The organism is Prolixibacter sp. DSM 2831 (genome assembly GCF_056493735.1).
Genome location: NZ_CM151379.1, coordinates 610,834 through 634,884 on the forward strand (window position 1 = coordinate 610,834; position 24,051 = coordinate 634,884).

Genomic DNA, 24,051 nt, shown 5'->3' on the forward strand with positions numbered 1-24,051 from the left:
CTGATTATGACTGGCCGTTTCCGGGAATAATCCCCATCTGCCGCATCAGGAAGGTAGCGTTCATGGTACGCGTCACACCTTCATACAGCTTGTAGTCGAACGTGAGTCCTTCGGAAGAAAGGTTCACCTCGAAGCATTGGTTGCGCAACGTTTTGGGGTGCTTCTCGTGCAGCTCGGTCAGCTTCAAATCGTGCGTGGCAATAATCCCCATGCCTCCTTCCAGAATCAGCTGTTCCAGATACTGAATGGAGCCGCTGAGTTTGTCTTCGGAGTTGGTTCCCCGCAGAATTTCATCCAGGATGATGAAGATTTTCCCTTTCTCTTTTAGGGCTTCCAGGATAACTTTCAGCTTTTTCAGCTCAGCAAAAAAGTACGACTCGTGCCGTCCCAGGTCATCGTCGGTGCGCATGTGGCTGTAGAGCGGCATGGGCGTAAAACGGAACTCTTTCGCGCAAACGGGCGCTCCGGCCATCGCCAGCACCAGGTTCACGCCCACGGTGCGCAGGAACGTGCTCTTCCCGGCCATGTTGGCGCCGGTAATGATGACGAACTCGCCATTCCCGTCAATCTGAAAATCATTGTCGATTCGCTCGGTTTCCCGAATCAACGGGTGACCGACCAGCGTTGCATTTAATGCATGGCCGTCATTCTCCGGGACAGGGAAAATCGCCGACGGTCGGTTGTACGCAAAGTTGGCCAGACTGTTCAGCGCATCGAACTGCTCGGTTGCCTCGAGCCATTGCGGCAGCAACGTCGCATTTTTTCGGTGCCATTTCAACAATGCCAGGCTGCAGTTGATGTCCCACATCAGAATGGAGTTAAACACGAACACGGTGATCATATTGAGCCGCGCTTCGAAAAGCTTGATAGTCTTGTTCAGGCTGTTTATTTCAGTGCTTGCCTTTCGCGGCGAAATGAGCAGCTGACGGATGGCCTGTGTTTCTTCTGCAGCGAATGTTTCGTTCTCAATCAAATCGAACAGTTTCCGGTACTTATTTAGGAGCGCTGAGTTTTTCCCAAAGTTTTCGAAGAAAAACGATGTCACTTTACTGCGAATTCCAAACAGAATCCATTGCAGATAAAACGTAATCATGTACTGGCCGAAGGTAATTTCACCGGCAATGAGCAGCCCAATGGCAACCAGGGTGAGCAAGGGAACAACGATGCCGGCTATCCGGAAAAACGTTTCGCCCGGGAACTTCACCTCAATATCCTTCCAGTTTTTAATGGTCTCGATGTGCGCATCATCTTCGTGATAGAGCATGGCACTGGCCGAAAAGGTTTGTCGCCACGAAAGTTTCTCTGTCAGCTCCTTGACCGCTTCCTGCCGGGCTTTGATTTTTTCCGGCGAAAGCATCATGTTTTGTAGCCAGCTGGCCAGCCGTCGACTTCCCACCGAGGTAGTCGTCCGGTTCAACATCCGGAAGAGGGAAAATTCACCGAAGAGGTCCAGGTCAAAAGAATAGGGATGTTCTGATTGCTTGTACCCGTTTCCCGGCCCGAACGGCGAAAAATCAAAACCAAGCGCTTTCAACTCATTGCGGTTGACTTCGATGTAATTCTCCTGCATTTGCCTGACCTCCGAGAGTTTGGAGTATCGTTTCATCAGGAAGAGAAAGGTAGTGATAAACACAATAGCCAGCCCAACGATGAGCAAAGGTGACGCCATCCGGAGCTGGTAGAGTAGAATCAAACCACCCATAAAAACAATCAAGCGAAGAAACGACAGCAACCGCAGCCATTTGTTGGTTACCGTCAGTTCCTGTTCAAATTTTTGCTGTCTCTCCTGGTAAATCTTTTCGGCGGGTTGGCTCATTAGGCGAACATGTGGTGTTTGAGGAAAAAGTTAACAACCAGCATCGAGAATCCAATCACCACAAAGGCAGCCAGGATGATGTTGTACACCCGTTTGTTCTCGAGTGGAATAATGAATTCGGGTTTACGCGGCCGCATAAATACTTCAAGGAATAACAGCAGTCGGTACATTCCCCAACCAATGAGGCTGCCGAGAATCATCCCACCCAAAATATCGCCGGGGTAATGAACGCCCAGGTAAATGCGGGTGGAGGCAATGAGGAGTGACCATGTAATCATGAAAACGGTGAAGAGCCGGTTGCGGAACAACAGGACAGAGAAGATGGCGAAGCCAAAGGAGTTCGCGGCATGCGCCGATACAAATCCGTACAAACCTCCCTTTTTAAAGAAGTTGTGGGCCAATGGTGCTACGTAGGGATCGTGCGACGGCCTTAAGCGCTCGATGCCGTGCTTCAGAATCCCGGACCCCTGGTCAGCCAAAACAATCAACAGCGTGATGACCAAAAATACCAGCAGTGACTTTCTCTTGTATTTCCGGATGATGGTGATGAATATGACCAGGTAAAAAAGCAGCCACATTTCCGTCCGGGTAAAAAGGGTCATGGTGTAATCCCAAAAGCTGTTGTGAAAGCTGTTGAGGTAGAGGAATAACTCCGTGTCCCATTGGTTAAGCGTTTCAATAATACCCATGTGAATTTCTTTGTAACATTCGTTATAAAGGGGGATTTTATTAGCCGTTGTGTGAAATTGCCCGAAATCAGGAAAAATCAAGTTTCTTTACCCTGACTCCCTAAAGGGAAAACTTGATTTTTCAGTATTCACCCTTTAGGGATGGGGTAAAAAAGACTGAAAAATCTGTCTATCGTTGAATTTTACGCAACGGATTTGCTATCTGAATCTGCTCCAAAATACGAAGAATCGCGGTTTTTGCAATGCTTGTATTCCGACTTAATAACCGTTCAGTGTTTTCCAGATCTGGTCTTTCAGTTCCATAATGCCCATTCCGGTCACCGAAGAGATGAAGAGGTGTGGGATTCCCTCCAGCTCATGGCCAATCTCTTCCATCAACTGCTCGTCGAGCATGTCGCTCTTGGAAATGACCAGGAAGCGCTCCTTATCCAACAATTCGGGATTGTATTTTTCCAGCTCGTTCAGTAAGATGCCATATTCCTTCCGGTGATCATCGCTGTCGGCAGGAACCATGAACAGCAGCATGGAGTTCCTTTCGATATGTCGCAGGAAGCGCAAGCCGAGGCCTTTTCCTTCATGGGCGCCTTCGATGATTCCGGGAATATCAGCCATTACAAACGACTGATTGTCGCGGTAGCCGACAATCCCAAGGTTGGGAACCAGCGTGGTAAACGGGTACTCGGCAATTTCGGGCTTGGCAGCCGAAACAACCGAAAGCAGCGTTGACTTTCCGGCACTGGGGAATCCGACCAGCCCAACGTCGGCCAGCACTTTCAACTCCAGGATGCGCCAGTGTTCTTCGTAATCTTCTCCGGGTTGCGAATACCTCGGCGTTTGATTCGTGGACGATTTAAAATGAACATTACCCTGTCCGCCACGACCACCTTTAGCCAGGAAGCCGGTTTCGCCGTCTTTGGTAATTTCAAACAGGATTTCGCCGGTTTCGGCATCTTTGGCTACCGTTCCCAGCGGCACTTCTATGATCACATCATCTCCGTCTTTTCCCGTACTGGTTTGTCGGCCGCCTGATTCACCGTGGCCGGCAAAAATATGTTTCTGGAACTTCAGGTGCAGCAAGGTCCACATCTGTGCATTTCCACGCACAATCACGTGACCGCCACGGCCACCATCGCCACCATCGGGCCCGCCTTTGGGCACAAATTTCTCCCGCCGCATGTGACTGGAACCTGCACCGCCTTTTCCCGAGCGGCAAAATATTTTAACGTAATCTACGAAGTTCGATCCTGCCATATTCTATCTCTGTTGAGGGCACAAAATTACACCCTTAATTTGACAATGCGAAAAGCATTTACGCTTTGTATCACGAGAAAGGAAAAATGTTTTCCGGAAAGCGAAAAAAGGCCGCCTTCCTTTTCGAAAGCGGCCTTCCTTTTGGTGTTTTTTCGTTTCTCGTTAAAGCGCTTCAACTGACTTTGCCAGCCGGTCGGCAATTTGCTCAATTGTTCCCATGCCTTCTACCGGAACATATTTGTCCTGTGCCTTGTAGTATTCAATCAGTGGTGCCGTTTTGTGTTCATACACAGAAATCCGGTTTTCGATGATCGACCGATCCTGATCATCAGAGCGACCGGAGGTCAAGCCTCTGTTCAGCAGCCGATCAATCAGTTCCTGGGTTTCTACCTGAAGGCAGAGCATCGCAGACAAATCGGTGCCATGCTCTTCCAAAAGCCGGTCGAGTGCCTTTGCCTGGGCTACTGTACGGGGAAAGCCATCGAATATAAATCCGTGTGCCGTCGGATGGGCATTCAGCTTTACTTTAATCATGTCGACAACCACAGAATCGGGCACCAATTCTCCCTTGTCGATGTTTTTTTTTGCTTCGATGCCGAGTTCGGTTTTGGCAGCAATTTCAGAGCGCAACAGATCTCCCGTGGAAATGTGAATCAGGTTGAAGTTTTTTTCCAGAAATTCAGCCTGCGTACCTTTTCCCGCTCCGGGGGGTCCAAAAAGAACTAAGTTAAGCATATCCTTTTTATCTAATTGATGTTTTGGTTTCCGGAAGTCAGGTCCATCGGCTTACAAGTTACTATTTTTTAGTCAGGTACTAATGTGTAAATGTCTTTTAGGTTACGGCCGCGCCCGTCGTAATCAAGACCATAACCTACGATAAAGTCGTTGGGGATTTCCAGCCCGACGTAATCCAGTTTTGCTTCGGTTTTCAGCGCATCCGGTTTGAAGAGGAGTGTAGCCACTTTTACATCAGCAGCTCCTTTTTCTTTCACCTGGCGCACTACATCGGTAATGGTGAAACCACTATCAACAATGTCCTCAAGTATCACTACGTTGCGGCCTTGCAAATCTTCATTCAGTCCAATCAATTCTTTCAAATTGCCCGTCGATTGGGTGCCTGAATAAGAGGCCAGCTTGAGGAACGTGATTTGAGCGTCCAACAACTCCAGTTTCTTCATCAGGTCAGCTGAGAAAATAAAGGAGCCGTTCAGAATACAGAGGAAAATTACTTCTTTCCCTTCCAGTTCGCTTTTCATTTGGTCGGCCATTTTTTGGATGGCCTCTTGAATTTTCCCCTCAGGTATGGAAATTTCAAATTCTTTGTCCCAGAGCTTAATCCGTTTCATTCTTCTTACAGTTAACCTTTTAAGGTATCAGGATTTCCCCATTGTTCCATCCGGTGAACTTCTTGTCTGGACGGTTATTGAGTTGAATTTGAAAAAAATATGACAAGTCATTCTTCCAAAAACCGGCCGGAAAAAACAGAACCCGGGCAAATCGCCAGGGCCAGATAAACAAACCTCAGAACTCCTTAATACAAGCTTGAAATTTCCGGACAAAGATAATCAATTCTTTTCGTTCGTAACGGATATTTGCTGAGAGTAAGTGAGAGATTTTTAATGCATTTCTATTTTTTGGTGTTATTTTTATCCGGTCAATTTCTGAATTGTATTAATCAACCAATAAATAGTAAAATGATGGAACCAAAGGTTAGTATCATTATGGGTAGCACCTCCGATTTGCCAGTAATGGAAGGGGCTGCCAAGATTCTGGATGAATTCGGAATTCCTTTTGAAATGAACGCCCTTTCGGCTCACCGTACGCCGGAAGAAGTGGAAAAATTTGCTACCAATGCCGCCGATCGGGGCATTAAAGTAATTATTGCTGCTGCCGGAATGGCTGCCCATTTGCCGGGTGTTATCGCTGCGATGACTACGTTGCCGGTTATCGGCGTGCCGATTAAAGCCAGCCTCGACGGTTGGGATTCCATTTTGTCTATCGTGCAAATGCCTCCCGGTATTCCCGTGGCAACCGTAGCAGTGAACGGAGCCCGCAATGCTGCCATTCTCGCTGTTCAGATCATGGCTACCGGCGATGCTGAACTGGCGGAAAGTTTCAAAGCGTTTAAAAACGATTTGAAGAAGAAAATTGTGAAAGCAAATGAGGAACTGGCTACCGTGAAATACCAGTACAAAACGAATTAAACATTAGGTTTCATTCCTCAATTTTTCGTAACTTATTTATAGTTTTTCAGGGGGCCGATGGTTGTTATGCAACCACCGGCCTTTTTTTCACCCGTTTTTAGTTGACGAAATTGGAATGCATCAAACCACAAACCTGACATTTAACCTTTTTGTCTGCTTCTTTCTTCTCTCGGCCACACCATTATTCGCTCAGACCGATCTTTTGGACTCAGACAGTTATTCCATTTCAGTTGGCGGCGCCTCTGTTACTTTAGAAACTCCCTTTGCAGCATTTTACAACCAGGCCGGATTAGCGGAATTGGAAAGCGTATCGGCAGCAGTATATTACCAGCAACTTTATTTGACGAACGATTTTACCGAAATGTCTGGTGTCGTTTGTCTGCCTCTCAAAACAGGCACTTTCGCTTTGAGTGTATGGCAGACCGGAATGACCGGTTACCACGAAAACCGGTTTGGTTTGGCATTCGCCAAAAAGCTGGGCCCTCAGTTATCGAGCGGGTTGCAATTCAGTTACTACATGATGGATTTTCCGGAAAACGGAACAACCAGAGGAACTTTTCTTTTCGAAATGGGGGCTCGTTATGAATTCCCGGGCAAGCAAACGCTGGGCATTCATTTGTTCAATCCGTTTGGTGCCGGCGTACAGTCCAATTTCAATCAACGTTCCCTGCCGGTGGCTCTCAAAGTAGGAGCCGGGTTCCCTTTGGGTGATAAGCTGAAAACTTACCTGGGAACTTCCGGCGACTTGGAAGGGAATTACAAACTACACGGTGGTTTCGACTATCAACCTCACGAGCATTTTTCGTTGAGGGGAGGACTTTCCGGTAAACCGGTGCTTTATGCTGCCGGGGTCGGTTACCGGTGGAATTTTCTGCAGACCGATCTGGCCGTGATACACCATGCTGTGTTGGGATATTCACCGTCTGTTTCACTCACGTTTAATCTGTAGCCGATGATCAAGGAGAAATGGCATATTGTCCTTCTGATACTTTTTATTCCGCTGTTTCCAATCGATTTGATTGGGCAGGAGCGTTCGCGGGAACAAGAGATTGAGCAGATCATCGAATCGATTCGGGAATCGGCTGAAGATGAAACGGAGTCAGCTTTGATACTGGAAGATTTGACTCATCTGGCAGAGCAACCGCTGAATATCAATTCGGCGACAGCAACCGATTTGGAAAAACTACATTTTCTGAACTTCTCACAGATTGCCACGATTATTAACTACCGTGAAAAGCATGGTGAGATTTTGTCTTCGTACGAGTTAAATACCTTACCCGGATTTACTCCCGACATTGTGGCGCGAATCAGGCCGTTCATCTCTTTCGCACAGCCATCAGCTGAAGCCAGAAAATATCGGAGGAAGGGACGAAGCTACCTGCTTTTAAAAGGGCAACGACTGTTTCCCGAAAGCCGGGGATATGAAAGTGCATCCGCTTCGGAACCTCCCAAGTATCCGGGAACGCCGGAACGGTTTTATACCCGCTACCATTATGAAAAAGCGGAAAGCTGGTCGGCGGGTTTTACTGCAGAAAAAGATGCCGGTGAGGAATTCTTCTCCGGAGACAATTCCAACGGATTTGATTTTTATTCAGCGTTTGTTGCGGTTCAAGGGAAAGGCTTCATTAAGCAGGTCAATATTGGGGATTTCTATATCCGAACGGGTCAGGGCCTTAATTATTGGTCGGGTATGGGAGCGGGCAAGTCAGCCGATGTGCTGAATACAATGAAGTCCGGGCAAGGCATTCGTGCTTACACATCGACAGATGAAAACCGCTTTTTTCGCGGTGGTGCAATAACCCTTGGGCATGGACCGTTTGAAATATTTGTGTTCTTTTCGGATAAAAACCGGGACGCTAACAAAGTGTCGGAAGAGCCACCTGTTTTTACTTCTCTTCAAACTTCCGGACTGCACCGGACCGAAGGAGAACGGGCGGATAAACTGTCGTTGAATGAAAGAGTATTTGGTGGATACGCGCAATTAAAAACTAACCATTTTCGCATGGGCATCACATACAGCCGGCAAATGTTCGATGGTGAAATACAGCCGGGAGGCGAGTTATATAAGCAGTATTATTTTCGAGGCAACACCAACGAACAAGCGGGAATTGACTACCAACTTGCATTTCCTTCTGTCCAGCTTTTCGGCGAGGTGGCTGCCAGCGAAAATGAGGCGTTGGCCGGAATTCAAGGAATTGTCTGGCATCCCCATCCGCAAATCGGGATTTCGGCGGTATACCGGAATTACTCCCGTTCATTTCATTCTTTCTATGGAAATGCATTTGGTGAAAGTTCAGGAGTCAGGAATGAAAGTGGATTTTATTTGGGGAGCGAAATCCTTCTGGCTCCTAAATTAAGAATGGATTTTTATGCAGATGCCTATCATTTCCCATGGGTACGTTCGTATACGTCGTCTCCGGGGTCGGGTACTGAATTGTTTTCTCAACTGACCTGGTCTCCAGGGTCCGCATTTGAATGCTATCTGCGGGGAAAGACAGAAACGCGGCCGGACAAAATTTCGGATGGAGGCACTGTTTCAACGGATGTGGATGAAACAACGACCCGCGTTCGGCTGCATACCGATTGGGACTTATCGGAAACTGTCACGTTGCGGAACCGGGTTGAGTATGCGGGATACAAAAAAGCAGATGACACGGAAGCCGGTTGGCTCGCTTTTCAGGACCTGGTTTTTCATTTGGAGAAAGCGAAGACAGAGTGTTGGATTCGTTATGCTTGGTACAATACCGATGGGTACAATACCCGGATTTATGCTTACGAAAATGATGTTTTGTATCATTTTTCCATTCCTGCCTTTTATGGCAAAGGACACCGGATGTATCTCAATTTGAAGTGGGCTCCCGACCGATGGTTAACCGTTTATTTGAAAGGTGGATATAGTTTGCGTCCCGGTTTGGAAACCTGGGGCTCGGGAAATGATGAAACAAAAGGTGACTCACGTGTTGATATTCGGGCACTTCTGCGCCTGAGATGGTAAATCCTGCTGGAGTCAGATGTTGCAGAGCAATCTGTTCATGGCGCATTCGGGTAATTTTATACCTTTGCAAGACTGCTCGGAAATTTAAACTATTCTTGCAATACAATGCAATCCGAAAAAAAATTTGATGAAATCAGGCCTTACAGAGACGACGAAGTTGCGGAAGTGATGAAGCGACTGGTCGCTGATCCCATTTTTGATGAGGTGCTGATGACGCTCTATCAAACCCGCGAGCGTGTAGAGGAGATCAAAGGTGCCCTCCTGTTGACGGATAACGTTGACGATTTTCAGACACGCTTTATGTTGCCGTATCTGGATAAAATCATTGAAAACAGTACCGAAGGAATTAGCATTGGGGGCCTGGAAAATATCGACCCGAACAAAAGCTATGTTTTTATTTCCAATCACCGCGACATCATTCTCGATGCGGCTTTGATGAATGTGGAGATTAAAAAAGCCGGCCTGAATACCACGGAAATTGCGATTGGCAGCAACCTACTGATCTATCAGTGGATTACCGATATGGTAAAGCTGAACCGGGCTTTTGTGGTGAAACGGAATATTCCCGTGAAGCAGATGTTGATGGCTTCTAAAACATTGTCGGAATATATTCGGCATTCGATACAAAACCGCGGCGATTCAGTCTGGATTGCGCAGCGTGAAGGACGTACCAAAGATGGAAATGACCAGACGCAGGTTTCGGTCCTGAAGATGATGAACATGTCCAATGGAACTGATTTCGAAACGGGTTTCAGGGAACTGAACCTGGTGCCGCTTTCAATTTCTTATGAGATTGAACCTTGCGGGAATGAAAAGGTGGCCGAGTTGCTGAAGAGACAGAATGATCCTGACTTCTCGAAGACGGAGAAAGATGATTTGTGGAGCATGGTGAGTGGGCTGAAGAATCAAAAGGGCCATGTTCATTTCGAATTTGGTAAACCCGTAGTGGAACCGCTGGCTGACATTGCAAAAATTGGGAACACCAACAAAGCATTGAAAGCTCTTTCTGAGTATATCGATGTGGAAATTTACCGAAACTTCAAGCTTTGGCCGAATAATTATATTGCCTACGATATTTTCTACAAGACGCAGAAATATTCTGATAAATACACTGCAGAGGAAAAAGAGAAGTTTCTCGACTTGACGCACCAGCGACTCAAACTGGTGAACGAGGATCGCGATGATGCCATGCAACTTTGGCTGGGGATGTATGCCGTGCCTGTTTTCAACTTCGAAAACTGTAAATGCCAACGGAAATAGATGAAGTTTTCGACCATCATCTGGGATTGGAATGGGACTTTGCTTGACGATCTGCATTTGTCGGTCCGAATCATCAATCAGCTATTGGCGAAGCGGGCACTGCCTGCACTTTCAACGGAGCGCTACCGCGAAGTATTCACCTTTCCTGTAAAAGATTATTACCGCAGAATCGGGTTTGATTTTGAAAGCGAGCCTTTTGAAATTCCGGCCCGGGAGTTTATCGATATCTACAACCGGGACGTTCCGGATTGCGGATTACAGAATGGTGCAATGGATGTCCTCCAAATACTTCAATCAAAGAACGTACGGCAGTTGATTCTGTCAGCAATGGAGCAGAAGCCGCTTATCGAAAATGTGAAGCAAAACGACATCTTTCCCTTCTTCGAAATGATTCGCGGGTTGGACAATCACTATGCTGCATCGAAAATTGACAATGGAAAGCAATTACTCGAAGATGTGGCGGTTTCTCCGGAGAAGGTTCTGCTGATTGGCGACACGATTCACGACTTCGAAGTAGCGGAAGCCATCGGATGTCATTGCCTTCTGGTTGCCAATGGTCACCAGTCCCACGAAAGACTTTCCGAAACCGGCTGTGAAGTTCTCGACTCCCTTAGTGAGATACCTGCCCGTTTCTCCTAATTCAAATTCCTTTGTATTTTCTATATTATTATTGCTAAAACTAAATATTTATAGCTTGAAATATTTCTTACTTTCAATTTGTAAGTAAATTTTTCGTTACCTCCTTTTTCGAATCCTTTTTTCCTTTGATTAATTTGTAGTTTTGCTTTTGAAAAATTGCAACAGGTTAAACCGTTAAAGGAGATTGACCAATGAAAGTCTTGAAATTTGGAGGAACCTCGGTCGGTTCCGTTGAAAACATGCGCGCGGTGATGAAGATTATTGCCGACGGTGAGCGCAAAGTCGTTGTCTTGTCAGCCATGTCGGGAACAACCAACAGCCTGGTAGAAATTTCGGATTATTTATATAAACGGAATAAAGAGGCTGCATTGGGTGTGATCAGTGGACTGGAAAAAAAGTATTACAACGTAGTGTATGACCTGTTCGAAAAAAATGAGAATAAGGAGAAAGGGAAAAAGATACTTGAGACGCATTTCGAGACCTTAAAATCGTTTGCAGTTGGTGATTTTAGCGAAGTCGGCGAGCGGACTATTCTGGCCCAGGGTGAGCTGCTTTCTACCAATTTGTTCACCGTGCTGATGCAGGAGAATGGTTACAATGCCTACTGCCTGCCTGCACTCGATTTCATGAAGATTGACAAGGACAAATCTCCGGATAGCGCCTATATTCGAACGCATCTGGCCGAACTGATGGAGAGTTCTCCCAAGGCTGATTATTACATCACGCAAGGGTTTATTTGCCGGAATCCGGAAGGAGAAATCGACAACCTGCAACGAGGTGGTTCCGATTACTCGGCTACGTTGATTGGCGCTGCCATTAAAAGTGAAGAGGTTCAAATTTGGACGGATATTGACGGATTTCATAATAACGATCCGCGTGTTGTCGATAAAACGCACCGCGTTGATTTCTTATCGTTCAACGAAGCTGCTGAGTTGGCTTATTTCGGAGCTAAGATTTTGCATCCGCAGACCATTCATCCGGCGAAGATTAACAACATTCCGGTTCGCCTGAAAAATACCATGGCACCCGATAGCCAGGGAACATTAATCACGGCAGAGTCGAGCGGTCCCGGAATTAAAGCGGTGGCTGCCAAGGATGGAATCACCGCGATTAAAATTCGCTCCGGACGAATGCTGAATGCCTACGGTTTCCTAAAGAACGTTTTTGAGATCTTCGAGTTTTTCAAGACGCCGATCGATATGATTACTACTTCAGAGGTAGCTGTTTCGTTGACTATTGATAACGATCACCATCTGCCGGAAATTCTAAAGGAGTTGAGAGAGTACGGCGAAGTGATTGTCGACGAGAAACAAACGATAGTTTGTATTGTTGGAGACATTGTGGCTGGCGAAAAGGGATATGCTGCACGCTTGTTTAACGCGCTGGAGGGAATTCCCGTCAGGATGATTTCTTACGGCGGAAGCCGCCATAATATTTCGGTGCTTGTCAATACCCGTGACAAACAAGCGACCCTGGAAGCACTTAGTTATAAAGTATTAAACGCATAATATTCGATGATAGACAACCGGTTTATTGAGAAATTCAAGGCACTTGAAACGCCTTTCTATTTTTATGATTTTGATTTGTTGCGCCGGACCCTCGACGAAGTAAAACAGGAGAGCAGTAAGTATGGATACATCGTGCATTATGCTGTGAAAGCGAATGCAAACGATGCTTTACTGAAAGTAATCCGCGATGCAGGCATGGGAGCTGATTGTGTGAGTGGCAACGAGGTTACCAAGGCAATTGAAATCGGTATTCCCCGAGAAAAAGTAGCTTTTGCCGGTGTTGGTAAAAGTGATAAGGAGATTCGTACTGCACTCGAAAACGATATTTTTAGCTTCAACTGCGAATCAATTCCTGAGATTGAGGTGATTGATGAGCTGGCCGGAGAAGCAGGTAAAGTAGCACCGGTCGCTATTCGCATCAACCCCGATGTAGACCCGCAAACGCATGAATACATCACAACTGGATTGAAAGACAATAAATTCGGGATAAACCACTGGGACTTTGACGAAGTGGGGCGGCGGCTTCGCTCGTTAAAAAATATCCGGTTAACCGGAATACATTTCCATATTGGTTCACAAATTACCGATATCTCGGTGTTCGAGCAGCTTTCGCTGAAAGTGAATAAAATTCAGGAGTGGTTCGTAGAAAACGGATTTCACCTGGAACATATTAATGTGGGGGGTGGCTTAGGCATCAATTATGAAAATCCCGAAAAAGAGCCGATTCCGGATTTCAAATCCTACTTCAAGGCTTTCCACGACAACCTGGAGCTGCAACCAGGGCAACAACTTCATTTCGAGTTGGGACGCTCGCTGGTAGCACAATGCGGACATTTGATTTCAAGGGTACTTTACGTGAAGAAAGGGCTTGAAACCCAGTTTATGATTCTGGATGCCGGAATGACAGAATTGATTCGTCCGGCTCTTTACAAGGCAAACCATAAAGCCACAAACCTGTCTTCGAATGGAGAGCTGGTGAAGTACGATGTAGTTGGTCCGATTTGTGAGTCTTCTGATACGTTTTCGCGTGGAACGTTGATGCCCGTCGCAAAAAGAGGCGATTTGGTGGCATTGCATTCTGCCGGAGCTTACGGAGAATCGATGGCTTCGACCTACAACATGCGTGATATGGTGATAAGCTACAATTCAGACGAATTGTCGAAATAAGGAAATAAAAGAATAAGAAAAGCCGGCTTTGTTAACAAGGCCGGCTTTTCTTATTTCGAGCATCAATATTATTAACTCAGAATTTTGTCGCCAAGAAATGATGAGTACATCCAGACCAGTTTTTCCTGCTCGCGAATGTAATCGCTCATCAAAGCATTGGTTCCCTCGTCGCCGGCTTCGTCCGAGTCAGCGAGAATTTCTCTCTGTAATTGGATAATCACTTTGAAAGCGTTCAGAATCTCAGCAACACTCTGGTTTCCGTCAGAAATATCGGTCACCTCTTTTACCGTACTGTTTTTCAGAAAGTCGGTGTAGCTATGAAACGGAGTATTCCCGAGTGTCAGAATCCGCTCTGCGATTTCATCATTCTTCAGTTGTAAGTCATTATACAGTTCTTCGAACTTAATGTGTAGTTCGAAGAATTTGTCGCCTTTGATGTTCCAGTGAAACCCTCTGACATTGATATAAAATACCTGGTAGTTGGCCAGAAGTTGATTCAGTTTCGCTGAAAGATTTTCGGCTTTCTCTACGTCTAATCCAATTGCATTTAGGTTCATATTCATAATGTTTTCGATTTAAAATGATTAATAATAAGTTTTTCTGGTCAGTTCGGGTGTCGTCGGATCTGTTATCCCTGTTTTAGGAATGATTCATCCAGGCATTGAGGCCTTGCATAATCATATCGATGGAAATGGTTCCGATAACCAGCGCCGTTATTCTACCGGAAATATCGAAATACCGTTCGATCAATTCTTCGTTCTTGGGTTGAATGTAATCATGCAGCCTTTTCAGCAAAATCATGATGGAAACCGAAACGGCAATAGCAATGGCGATGGACAAAATCGAGTCGATCCGGTCCAAATGTTCACCAATAACGACGCTGTAACTGATGGTTCCCGGTCCTATCAGGATGGGCATCGCGATGGCACCGGCTACATATTTCGACTCTCCCCGCAGACCTTCGATGGCTGTTCCACCCTTGAAAACAAACTGCAGTCCAATGAGCAGAAAGACGATTCCGCCAAATATCTGGAACGATGCGAAGTTGGCATGAATGACATCCGAAAAAATGACGTCACCAAGCAGTGCAAATACGATGAAAACAAAAGTGCTGATGATACCTGCCCGAATCAATACATTCCGGAAACGAGCCATGGATAGTTTTCGCATGATGTCTATTAAATAGACGATTACCAAAAAGGGGTTCAGTAGGATGAGCAGAAACGTTGAGTACTTAAGAATCTCAGTCATTGAAATAATGAATCTTTTAAGAATTTTTGTGAACTGCCGAACAGAAATTACAGGATGTTGGTTCCCAAGCCGGCTAAAATTGTAATCTCTATTTAAACATACAATTTCATCCCATAATTGTTTTGTTTAATTGAAGACAAACTGTCGGTACAGGAGTAATGCTAAGAAATTGTTAATTGGGGATTTATACTCTGTTCTTTCTTATTTTAAATTTGTCTAATTAATAATAAGCTTTAATTTTGTCCGCCGATAACATGATGAGGTAATGAATCTCTATATCTCTCCCGAGCTGATTAAGCGGGTAGTTGTCGTAGCTAGTTGTTTAACAGACTGGTTTTGGAGAGAGTAGTTTCGCCACAAGAGATGACATTAGTCTAATAATCGTAAGTCAAAAAGCCCTTCGCCAGAGGGCTTTTTTTATGCCCTTTTCCGAAGGGAAACAGTAGGATTGCGTAAATTACCATTTCATAAATCAGTTCACTGTATCATCATGAACAGCAAAAAAGAGAAGCTCCTTTTCGGTTGGATGGTCGCCGGTTTTGCTTTGGCAACTGTCATAATTCACATGTTTACAGCATATAATTATGAGCTACATCGCGACGGAATGCTATACTTTGCCATGGGAGATCATCCGGCAACAGGATACATATCAACGCCGCCACTAATAGGTATAGTTTCTTTCATAATACGACACACAGCGGGGTATTCTGTTTTCGCGATTAAGCTGGTGCCTGCTCTTTTGGGGGCTGCTTCACTGGTAACCGTCGGATTCCTGGTGCGGGAAATGGGTGGACGGTTGCTGGCCGTTTTTATTGCCGAAATGGCTTACCTCACGTCATTGGCTTTTCTTCGTTCGAACGCACTGTTTCAACCGGTTTCTTTCGACGAATATTTCTGGCTGCTGACTTCTTATTTGTTCATTCGGTTAATCAATCGCAACGACGAGCAGCTGTGGCCATGGATTGGATTTGTTATCGGAATTGGATTTCTGGCCAAATACTCCATCTCGTTTCTGGTACTTGCCTGGGGAATCTCCCTTTTGTTGAGTCCGTATCGAAAACTGCTTTGGAGCAAACAGCTGATACTGGGAATCCTGATTGGCTTTGTTATCATACTTCCCAACCTTATCTGGCAATACGAGCACGACTGGCCAGTTGTCCATCATATGGTCGAACTGCAGCGCACACAGTTAGTGAACGTGACGCTGTCGGGATTTTTATCGTCGCAGCTGTTGTTTCATTTTACTTCATTCTGGGTGTGGATAGTTGGATTCCTGGTTTTGCTATTTGTCCGGAAAGAGAGGAAGTTCCGCCCGGTAGCTGTTACCTTTTTATTGGTATTGCTTATCCTGATTCTGTCACAAGGAAAGTCGTATTATACGCTGGGAGCTTACCCGATGCTGTTTGCTGCCGGTGGTTATGCGATGGAAAAATACCTGACGGGAAAATGGAGATGGATAAATTTTGCATTGCCTGTTTTATCGGTTTTGCTGCTGATTCCGATTCTACCGCTGGCGCTTCCTGTTCTCCCGATTAATAAAATGGCGGCTTATTGTCAGTCGGCGATCAACGTGGCAGGCCCGGGTATTATTACCTGGGAGGATGGCAAAGTGCATAATATTCCGCAAGACTATGCCGATATGACTGGCTGGAGTGAATTGGCCCGGCTGACTGCTAAGGCTTATCATGAACTGACTCCCGAGCAACAAGCTAATTGTCATATTTTTGCGGAAAATTATGGCGAGGCGGGTGCTGTTCATTTTTACGGACATGCTTATGACCTCCCCGAACCGATTAGTTTCGATGATAGTTACTTGTTGTGGGCTCCTGATTCTCTCGGAAACGGAGCGTTTATTTATATCAATGACGAAGTGGGAGTTATCGATAAGTTATTCAATTCGTACCGGGAAATTGGCGAAATCGATGATGTCAACTTCCGTGAAAACGGCCTGAAGGTTTTTTTATGTACCGATCCGAAACCGGGCGCTCAATCTTTTTATGCCGCTAAAGCTGATGAACTAAAAAGTATGTATCGTCGTTGAGTGAATTTGTGTTACAATAACGGAGCAATCAGGCGGGCCATCGAGCCAATCAGTTTTTGAGCAATAGGCCGGTCTTCCCATTCGGCAAGCGATAACCGGTAGGAGTCTTTTAAATCGTTCTCAAAGTCGGCTTTTATTTTTCCTGCCACTTCCTCGTCCATAATGATAGCGTTGACTTCGGCATTGGAATCGAAACTGCGGTAATCCATGTTGGCGGTTCCAACTGAGGCCACTTCTCCATCGATGACGATGGTTTTGGCATGAAGCATTCCTTTTTGGTACAGATGGATTTCCACATCGCTTTCAATAAGCTCGCCCAGGTAGGTGTAACTTGCCGCCGAAACAATAAATGAATCACTTTCCTGAGGTAGCATAAGTACAACCCGTATTCCCGATTTGGCAGTTGTTTTCAGCGCGGTAATAATGCTTTCATTGGGAATGAAATATGGCGTCGCAATGAATAATTCTTTCTGCGCAAGCGAGATGAGCTGGAAGTAAGTCTCCATGATGTTGGGACTGTCTGAATCCGGTTCGCTGCCTACAATCAGGGTCGGCGACGTGCCTTCGTTATTTTCGGGCGGAAAATATGGAGGTCCGATATCAAGCGCGATATTGCGAACAAAGTACCAGTCGATAAAGAAGAGAAGCTGCAGGGAATAGCAGGCGTCGCCTTCAATCATGCAGTGGACATCGCGCCACATCTTTGGGCGTTTCGGCCATTTTCGCTTACCATTTACATAATTGTCTGCGAGGTTGATGCCTCCGGTAAATCCGGTTTTTCCATCGATGACGACAATTTTCCGGTGGTTACGGAAATTCAGTCGGTTGGCAAAGCGCGGAAACATTACTGAGTTATATTCGCCGGTTTGAACGCCCGCTTTCTCCAGACGTCTGATGGTTTTATTTTTTAGCTTTCGGCTGCCATAACTATCGTAAATCAACCGGACTTCCACCCCTTCGCGGGCTTTCTGTTCCAGAATCTCGCAAACGCGATTAAATATTTTTCCCTCGGTAATGATATAATATTCGATGTGAATATGGTGCTTTGCCGTCTGCAATTTTTCAAACAGCACAGGATATTTTTCTTCGCCGTTATTCAGAATGGTGATGGTATTCTGTAAGAAGAGCGGAGCAAAACTGTTTCGCCATGATAGGAAAGGAATCCGCCACTTGTCTTGGAGCAATTCAACCAGGTCGGATTTGCTCTTCGACAGGAAATCGGCGTAATATCGACTCCATGCCTGCAACAGTTTCTGGTCGGCAATTGCTTTGCGCGAAAAGAGTTTTCGTTTTCGTGTATCGACACCGAAAAACAGATAAATGATAATGCCTAAAACGGGTAGCAAAACCAGCACAAGTAAGTACGACTGAGTCTTCAGCGGATGCTTATTTCTCAGCAGAATCGAAAAGAAAAAGACGATAACGATTAAATAGTACAGAATCGTTAGATATGGTAATACTCCCGTCATTCACGTGTTTGATGTTGGTCGTCTCCATAAAGATAACAGGAATTGGTTCAGGATAGGTTCGTTTCTGTTAAAGAAATCGATGCAAAAATGACTTATGGATAAAAATGTTTCTGCCGAAAATGAAAATGCCGCATCGAATGACGCGGCATGAATTATCAATAGAGTAATTGACTATCTTTTATTTAATCAGATTTGAAATGGTTTTGAATTCGGGAGCTTTAGCAGTGCCCGTTAGCTCGAATAAGACAGATTCATACGAAGTCATCATGATGCCCTCCTGGCGGAAACGTTCCATTGCCAGTTGTTTGTTGGCTTCGGTGCGCGAATCGGTGCAATCCATCACCACAATGGGATGATAGCCGGAATGTTTCAGGTCGATGGCGGTTTGGAGAACGCACACATGCGATTCGATTCCGGCAATGATGACATTCTCATAATTTTTTTGTTCCAGGAAAAGCTGGTATTCAGGTACACGATAGCTGCTGAAATCCGACTTCTCGAAGTACGAAAATCCGGGAACCAGACTGGAAATCTCGTCCAGCGTTTTTCCCAGGCCACGGGTGTATTGCTGCGTAAAAACAGTGGAAATTCCCAGAACCTGCAAGCCTTTTACCAGTATTTGAGCATTCTTAAGTAAGGTCTCCTTGTTGCTCATTGCAGGGAACAAACGTTCCTGAATGTCAATAATTAATCCGGTTGTGTTTTCTCTTGTGATACGCATGATTCTTTAGGTTTATGATTTTTCTTTTGCCAACCGTTCCATTCCTTTGGCCAGCCGGCGCGATTTGTGACCCAGATAACCACCATGATGACGCTTGGCATATTCTTCGCTCGAAAACTCGATTCGGCGCATCATCAGGTTGACCAATATGTCTCCGATAACAGTCATAACAGTTGTAGATGTCGATGGAGTCAAGCCCAGCGGACAGAGTTCCTTCGGGTTTCCGGTAGGAAGAACCACATCGGCTGTCAAAGCCAGGTGACTCTCTTCGTTACTTGTTATTACGATGAGCGGAAGATTGGGATACAAATTCTCTGCTAAATCAATCAACTCCAGTATTTCACGGGTTTTTCCAGAGTTGGAAATGAGCAGCAATACATCGTTCGGTTGCAATACTCCCAAGTCTCCATGCTGTGCTTCACTTGGATGAAGGAAGATGGCTGGCGTTCCGGTTGAGCTAAAGGTGGTGGCGATGTTCAGCGCAATCTGGCCGGCTTTACCCATACCGCTGGTCACCAACTTGCCATGCTGCTGATGAATTCTTTCGTAAAGAATTTCAACAGCTGCTTCGTATCCTTCGTTGACCGGAATTGTTGAAATAGCGTCGGCTTCGCGCTGTAAAAGACCGTTAATTAGTTCGTTCATTTTCGATTAATTGAATACCTTCGGGGAAATTCGTTGCCTGTTCCGGACAATGAATTGAAAGCAATTGCTGTCGTTTTATCTCCCCCTCAAAACAAAGCCGCAAAGCTACATTTATTTTTATTTCAGAACAATGATCCGTCTCGAAACCTGAAAACGAGCGTATTTCCGCTTGTTTACGGACCCGGATGAAGAGGCCTTACGACATGTTTGATGAAATTCGGTGTTTTCTCATCCGGGTTTGATTGATGAAAAGGTGATTTACCGGGATGAGAATGATAATAATGGCAATAACAATCCATTGCGACGGAATTGGGTTGGTTCCATTCTCGATAACCAGCACATCATTGGTTAACCTGAAGACGATGCTGACGCCCCAATGTACGCCAATCGAATACCAGAGATTTCCGGTCATCACTAACGGAGAAACCAACATGATACCTAGCAGGAAAAGATAGATGAGCGTTGTAATGCCACTTTCGAAATGGTATATCTGGTTGCCGGTGCTGACAATGGCCGAAAAGATGATGAAGGTTTCGGGTGATGTACGCCGGTGCAAAAACCGATACAAATAGCCCATCGACAGAATATCGAAAGCGATTACAGGAAGAATCGTCACTAAGGCAAAAAGCAAGGCTTGCTTCCAGAACACTTTGGGTTCGGGCAGATAGTTGATCCGGACAATATTGTATTGAACTGAAAGGAGAAATGCCGCAGAGAAAAAGAGCAGGCCGATTACTAATCCGGCCAGTAAGTGGCTGCGATTTTTCAATAGGTTGGTCAAGCCATACGCTTTTAGTCCGCTGAAGCCCTGCCAGCGGGCAACCAACCAGGCAACAATCAGAAAAACAACCAGAAGCAACAAAAAGAGTTCGGTCCTGCGAAGATAATGCAAGACTGCTACTGGAATCTGGTAGGCAACGAAAAGAATACCAAATCCCAGGAGGACCTTAAATACTGACGGACCGGTCTTTTTCATTCAACTAAAAATGGAAACACATGCTTTTTAAATTTAGCATATTCCGGTGGAGTTCAGGTCATAAATCTGAACTTTATTTGTTTTGGTTGAATGAAAATGGTGGCTGAAAAGTGTTTTTCCGGTTACGGTTTCCAGTTGAGCTCGCTGAATTTTCTCTTCCCCCTGGCGTAGTAATTCCAGATCAGACTTCCACGGTAGATTTGTGGATGTTTTTCAGTGGTAACCTGACTGAGCAGTTGCTTCCGTTGTTTCCGAAGATTTGAAAGATGACGGTAAAAAGCGACATGTGCCATGAATACCTTCCGGAAAGCAGCTACCTGGCCGGTGACTAAAAACTGAACTGCAGCGACTCCGTCGAGCACCATCCGGCTGAACAGCACCGGAAGCAATAAAACTGATGGTAAGTTTTTGTACAGAAGAAACAGGTTGTTGCGAAAGTTGAGATAAATTTTCCGCGGATTTCCGTACGAAAGACTTCCGCCGCCCACATGGTGTACGGTTGATTGATGGTTATAGAATATTTTAAAGCCGCGGTTTTTCATGCGCCAGCACAGGTCAATCTCTTCCATGTGTGCCCAGAAATGTGCATCCAGTCCTTCCAGTTCTTTCCAAACGGATGAGCGAACCATCAGGCAGGCGCCGGTTCCCCAGAAAATTTCTCCACTTTCGTTGTACTGTCCTTCATCTTTTTCGACCACATCGAGCATGCGACCGCGGCAAAACGGGTAACCAAACCGATCGATAAAACCACCGGCAGCTCCTGCGTATTCGAAATATTCTGGCTTCTCTGTTTGCAGAATTTTGGGTTGACAAGCGCCAATCAACGGATCTGCATCCATCATTTCGATGAGTGGCTCAAGCCAGTTTTCGGTTACTTCGACATCTGAATTCAGCAGCAGATAATATTCCGCTTCAATTTGTTGGAGAGCCTGGTTGTAACCTTCGGCAAAGCCATAGTTTTCGTCCAGTTGCAAATAACGAACAGATGGAAACTCTTTCTCTACCACATCGCGACTATTGTCAGTGGAACCGTTGTCGGCAACTACCACTTCTACTTCAGGAAGGTTGCTGTATTTTACCAATGCTAGCAGGTATTGGCGTAAAAAATCCTGTCCGTTCCAATTTAATATGACAACTGATACCTTCATTTGACAGAGCTCTCCGGTTTTTCAGGTTCGCGTTTGTGTTTCCAGCGACGGTGCGACCAAAGCCAGTAAGCTGGTTCGTCTTTGATAATTTGCTCCAGAAAACGGGTGTGTTTTTCAGTGATCTCGTATTGAGCTGTTTCTTTGGGGTTATCGGTAATCAGGTGATAAGTCAGTGTATAATGGCCCCGCTTCTGCTTTTGCATATGCGCACCCAATACTACCGCATCGATTTTTTTGGCAATTTTTTCTGTTCCTAACAGAATAGGTGTTTCCTGGTTCAGGAAAGTGGTCCAGTACTGGATTTCGTTTTTCTTCGGCGTCTGGTCATTCAGAAAGCCAGCCGCGGTGACTTTATTTTCATTTTTATCGCTAACCAGCTGCCTGAAAGTTTTGTTTTTTTCGAGTGGAATGGCATTGAAACGACTTCTGAGTTTATAGTAAAACCGATCGATGCTTTTGTTGTGCAATGGTTTGTATACGACGTAGAACTCTGTCTTCGTGTGTAATCCCCAACTGCACATCCATTCCCAGTTATTGTGGTGTCCCATCGAAACAATCACATGACGACCTTCATCCAGATATTTCTGGGCCAGTTCGGGATTGAGAAACTTCATGCGTTTCTTGATTCGGGCAGGCGATATTTGCGAGAAGTAAAGCGTTTCAATGAAGCTATCACAGAAATGGCGGTAGAACTGTCGCTCAATTTTTTTTCGTTCCTGCTCTGTCTTCTCCGGGAAGGCATTTGACAGGTTGGTTTGAACAACTTTCCGGCGATAGCCGAAAACATGATAAACAAGAAAAAAAAGAAAATCCGAAAAGGCATAATGAAGACGCAGTGGAAGAAAATGGTTGAGCCATGTAAATCCCCTGAGAATGTGATATAACAGATAAGTCATAGAGAAAATAAACGTTCGGTTAGGATTGTCGGAATAACTGCAACAGAATGGCAACCAGCGTTTCTTTGTTTTTGCTGTCGATAAATGTTTCCAGCGCCTTGTCGCGTTCTTTGGCGTTCATTTCCAGAATTTTCTCCAACTCTTTTTGTTCACGGCCCGTCAGTTCATTGCTGAAAGCTTCAAGCAGCGGTTGATGTGTCTCGCCGGTTTTCTCCGGTAACCCGAAGATTTCCAGTTCGTGAATGGCTGCATTCAATATCTCGTGAGCCTGAACGCGAATTGGGTCAGTTAATTTGATACCGCCGGATGTGTCCCGCAAATTCCAGCTGGAATAATCGTACTTGAGGTTGTTGATGAGCCGGGCATGTTCACTGCCTTCGCCGAAAATGCGGGAGATGTAAATCAGCGTATGTGCTTTCCAGGCTTCCAGATCGAAACGCTTCTCTTCGAGGCGGGCAATCTGTTCTTTAAGAATGTCTATTTCTCTCATGGTCAATATTCAGTTGCCGAGATGTTGATGTACAATGTCGTAAAATTCCTCGAAATATGCACCGTTTGCCGCTACGATTTCTCCACCGAACAGGAAATTGTCGCCGCCGTTGAAGTCGGTTACCTGTCCGCCTGCTTGCTTAATAATTAACACGCCGGCCGCCACATCCCAGGCGTGAAGTGCATGTTCCCAGAAGGCTTCGAAACGGCCGGCTGCCACGTAGGCCAGATCGGTGGCCGCCGAACCTAACCGGCGCAGGCCATGCGAATGTCGCATGAAGTGGCTCATGGCATCGATATATCCATCGAGCCGATCGAAATTGTAGTAAGGAAAGCCGGTGGCAATGAGCGAATCCTGCGTGGTGGCCGCATCGCTAACGCGAATAACGTTACCGTTGAGGTAGGCTGCACTGTCTTTCCAGGCATAAAAACATTCGTCCTGCGTAATCTCGTACACTACCCCCACGACGAGTTCGTTGCCTTGCAGCAGGGCGACGCTTACCGCGAACGGAGGAATACCGTGAATGAAATTGGTGGTCCCGTCGAGCGGATCGATGATCCATTTAAACTCTTCTCCGTCGTTGCCTGCCGTATTCTCTTCGGTGATAAATCCGGCTTCGGGCAGCAGCTGACGAAGCTTCTCGACGAGTTGCTTCTCGGCGCCTTTATCGACGTAGGATACGAAATCCGATTTTCCTTTCTTTTCAACCGCGTCGAGCCGAAACTTCTGACGCTCGCCGGCAATGAATTGACCGGCATCTTTTACAATTCCGATAACATCGGTACAGAGTTTTTCCAGGTTCATCACAAAAAAATTTCTTCAAAAGTAACGATTAATCGCCTTGGATGGCATTTTTCTTACCAGGATGAAATTCCTGTCGTTTTC

General features: G+C 45.7%; 23 protein-coding genes. 8 read left to right on the forward strand and 15 right to left on the reverse strand.

Going from position 1 to position 24,051, the window contains the following annotated elements:
• Positions 1–4 precede the first annotated feature (4 nt).
• From AC060N_RS02430 to hpt, 5 genes are all read right to left on the reverse strand, one after another.
• On the reverse strand, positions 5–1,816 hold the full coding sequence (locus AC060N_RS02430; protein WP_479525732.1) for a MutS-related protein: 1,812 nt from the start codon (positions 1,814–1,816) through the stop codon (positions 5–7).
• Positions 1,816–2,505 (reverse strand): phosphatase PAP2 family protein, encoded by a 690-nt coding sequence (locus tag AC060N_RS02435; protein WP_463230002.1) that lies wholly within the window; start codon positions 2,503–2,505, stop codon positions 1,816–1,818. The genes AC060N_RS02430 and AC060N_RS02435 overlap by 1 nt, the downstream gene beginning before the upstream one ends.
• 258 nt (positions 2,506–2,763) lie before the next feature.
• Complete coding sequence (gene obgE, locus AC060N_RS02440) at positions 2,764–3,756, reverse strand: GTPase ObgE (protein WP_479525733.1); 993 nt, start codon at positions 3,754–3,756, stop codon at positions 2,764–2,766.
• 162 nt (positions 3,757–3,918) lie between these two features.
• Positions 3,919–4,491, reverse strand: coding sequence for an adenylate kinase (locus AC060N_RS02445; RefSeq protein ID WP_479525734.1), 573 nt, complete (start codon positions 4,489–4,491; stop codon positions 3,919–3,921).
• Positions 4,492–4,559: 68 nt separating this feature from the next.
• On the reverse strand, positions 4,560–5,102 hold the full coding sequence (hpt, locus tag AC060N_RS02450; RefSeq protein ID WP_153641212.1) for a hypoxanthine phosphoribosyltransferase: 543 nt from the start codon (positions 5,100–5,102) through the stop codon (positions 4,560–4,562).
• A gap of 348 nt (positions 5,103–5,450) precedes the next feature.
• Here hpt and purE point away from each other — a divergent pair, with 348 nt between their 5' ends.
• The 7 genes from purE to lysA all read left to right on the forward strand — a co-directional run bounded on the left by purE (position 5,451) and on the right by lysA (position 13,529).
• A complete protein-coding gene (gene purE, locus AC060N_RS02455; RefSeq protein WP_228492068.1) occupies positions 5,451–5,960 on the forward strand; it encodes a 5-(carboxyamino)imidazole ribonucleotide mutase in 510 nt (169 codons plus the stop codon).
• Between the two features lie 115 nt (positions 5,961–6,075).
• Positions 6,076–6,909 carry a PorV/PorQ family protein gene (locus tag AC060N_RS02460; RefSeq protein WP_479525735.1) on the forward strand — a complete coding sequence of 278 codons (834 nt, stop codon included), beginning with the start codon at positions 6,076–6,078 and terminating at the stop codon, positions 6,907–6,909.
• 3 nt (positions 6,910–6,912) lie between these two features.
• Entirely contained in the window at positions 6,913–8,955 is a 2,043-nt protein-coding gene (locus AC060N_RS02465; protein WP_479525736.1) for a ComEA family DNA-binding protein, read from the forward strand.
• Positions 8,956–9,060: 105 nt separating this feature from the next.
• Positions 9,061–10,215 (forward strand): 1-acyl-sn-glycerol-3-phosphate acyltransferase, encoded by a 1,155-nt coding sequence (locus tag AC060N_RS02470; protein WP_479525737.1) that lies wholly within the window; start codon positions 9,061–9,063, stop codon positions 10,213–10,215.
• A complete protein-coding gene (locus AC060N_RS02475; protein ID WP_479525738.1) occupies positions 10,216–10,854 on the forward strand; it encodes an HAD family hydrolase in 639 nt (212 codons plus the stop codon).
• 191 nt (positions 10,855–11,045) lie between these two features.
• Positions 11,046–12,362, forward strand: a complete 1,317-nt coding sequence (locus AC060N_RS02480; RefSeq protein WP_479525739.1) for an aspartate kinase — start codon at positions 11,046–11,048, stop codon at positions 12,360–12,362.
• Positions 12,363–12,368: 6 nt separating this feature from the next.
• Positions 12,369–13,529, forward strand: a complete 1,161-nt coding sequence (lysA, locus tag AC060N_RS02485; protein ID WP_479525740.1) for a diaminopimelate decarboxylase — start codon at positions 12,369–12,371, stop codon at positions 13,527–13,529.
• A gap of 71 nt (positions 13,530–13,600) precedes the next feature.
• Here the strand turns inward: lysA and AC060N_RS02490 are convergent, their stop codons facing one another.
• Positions 13,601–14,092, reverse strand: coding sequence for a Dps family protein (locus tag AC060N_RS02490; RefSeq protein WP_479525741.1), 492 nt, complete (start codon positions 14,090–14,092; stop codon positions 13,601–13,603).
• Between the two features lie 76 nt (positions 14,093–14,168).
• Positions 14,169–14,780, reverse strand: coding sequence for a MarC family protein (locus AC060N_RS02495; RefSeq protein ID WP_479525742.1), 612 nt, complete (start codon positions 14,778–14,780; stop codon positions 14,169–14,171).
• A 490-nt stretch (positions 14,781–15,270) separates the two neighbouring features.
• On the opposite strand from AC060N_RS02495, the gene AC060N_RS02500 reads away from it, so the two are divergent.
• On the forward strand, positions 15,271–16,821 hold the full coding sequence (locus AC060N_RS02500) for a glycosyltransferase family 39 protein (RefSeq protein WP_479525743.1): 1,551 nt from the start codon (positions 15,271–15,273) through the stop codon (positions 16,819–16,821).
• Positions 16,822–16,832: 11 nt separating this feature from the next.
• On the opposite strand, the gene cls is transcribed toward AC060N_RS02500, so the two are convergent.
• From cls to AC060N_RS02540, 8 genes are all read right to left on the reverse strand, one after another.
• Positions 16,833–18,290 (reverse strand): cardiolipin synthase, encoded by a 1,458-nt coding sequence (gene cls, locus AC060N_RS02505; protein ID WP_479525744.1) that lies wholly within the window; start codon positions 18,288–18,290, stop codon positions 16,833–16,835.
• Positions 18,291–18,468: 178 nt separating this feature from the next.
• Positions 18,469–19,011 (reverse strand): isochorismatase family protein, encoded by a 543-nt coding sequence (locus AC060N_RS02510; protein ID WP_479525745.1) that lies wholly within the window; start codon positions 19,009–19,011, stop codon positions 18,469–18,471.
• 12 nt (positions 19,012–19,023) lie between these two features.
• Positions 19,024–19,656 (reverse strand): KpsF/GutQ family sugar-phosphate isomerase, encoded by a 633-nt coding sequence (locus AC060N_RS02515; protein ID WP_153641223.1) that lies wholly within the window; start codon positions 19,654–19,656, stop codon positions 19,024–19,026.
• Positions 19,657–19,852: 196 nt separating this feature from the next.
• The gene (locus AC060N_RS02520) at positions 19,853–20,632 is read right to left on the reverse strand and encodes a CPBP family intramembrane glutamic endopeptidase (protein ID WP_479525746.1); all 780 of its coding nucleotides are present in this window, start codon (positions 20,630–20,632) and stop codon (positions 19,853–19,855) included.
• A 122-nt stretch (positions 20,633–20,754) separates the two neighbouring features.
• Entirely contained in the window at positions 20,755–21,780 is a 1,026-nt protein-coding gene (locus AC060N_RS02525) for a glycosyltransferase family 2 protein (protein ID WP_479525747.1), read from the reverse strand.
• Positions 21,777–22,676, reverse strand: a complete 900-nt coding sequence (locus AC060N_RS02530) for a lysophospholipid acyltransferase family protein (protein WP_479525748.1) — start codon at positions 22,674–22,676, stop codon at positions 21,777–21,779. Before AC060N_RS02530 ends, AC060N_RS02525 begins: the two co-directional genes overlap by 4 nt.
• Positions 22,677–22,695: 19 nt before the next feature.
• Positions 22,696–23,166 (reverse strand): hypothetical protein, encoded by a 471-nt coding sequence (locus AC060N_RS02535; protein WP_479525749.1) that lies wholly within the window; start codon positions 23,164–23,166, stop codon positions 22,696–22,698.
• A 9-nt stretch (positions 23,167–23,175) separates the two neighbouring features.
• Complete coding sequence (locus tag AC060N_RS02540) at positions 23,176–23,970, reverse strand: inositol monophosphatase family protein (RefSeq protein ID WP_479525750.1); 795 nt, start codon at positions 23,968–23,970, stop codon at positions 23,176–23,178.
• Positions 23,971–24,051: the final 81 nt, after the last annotated feature.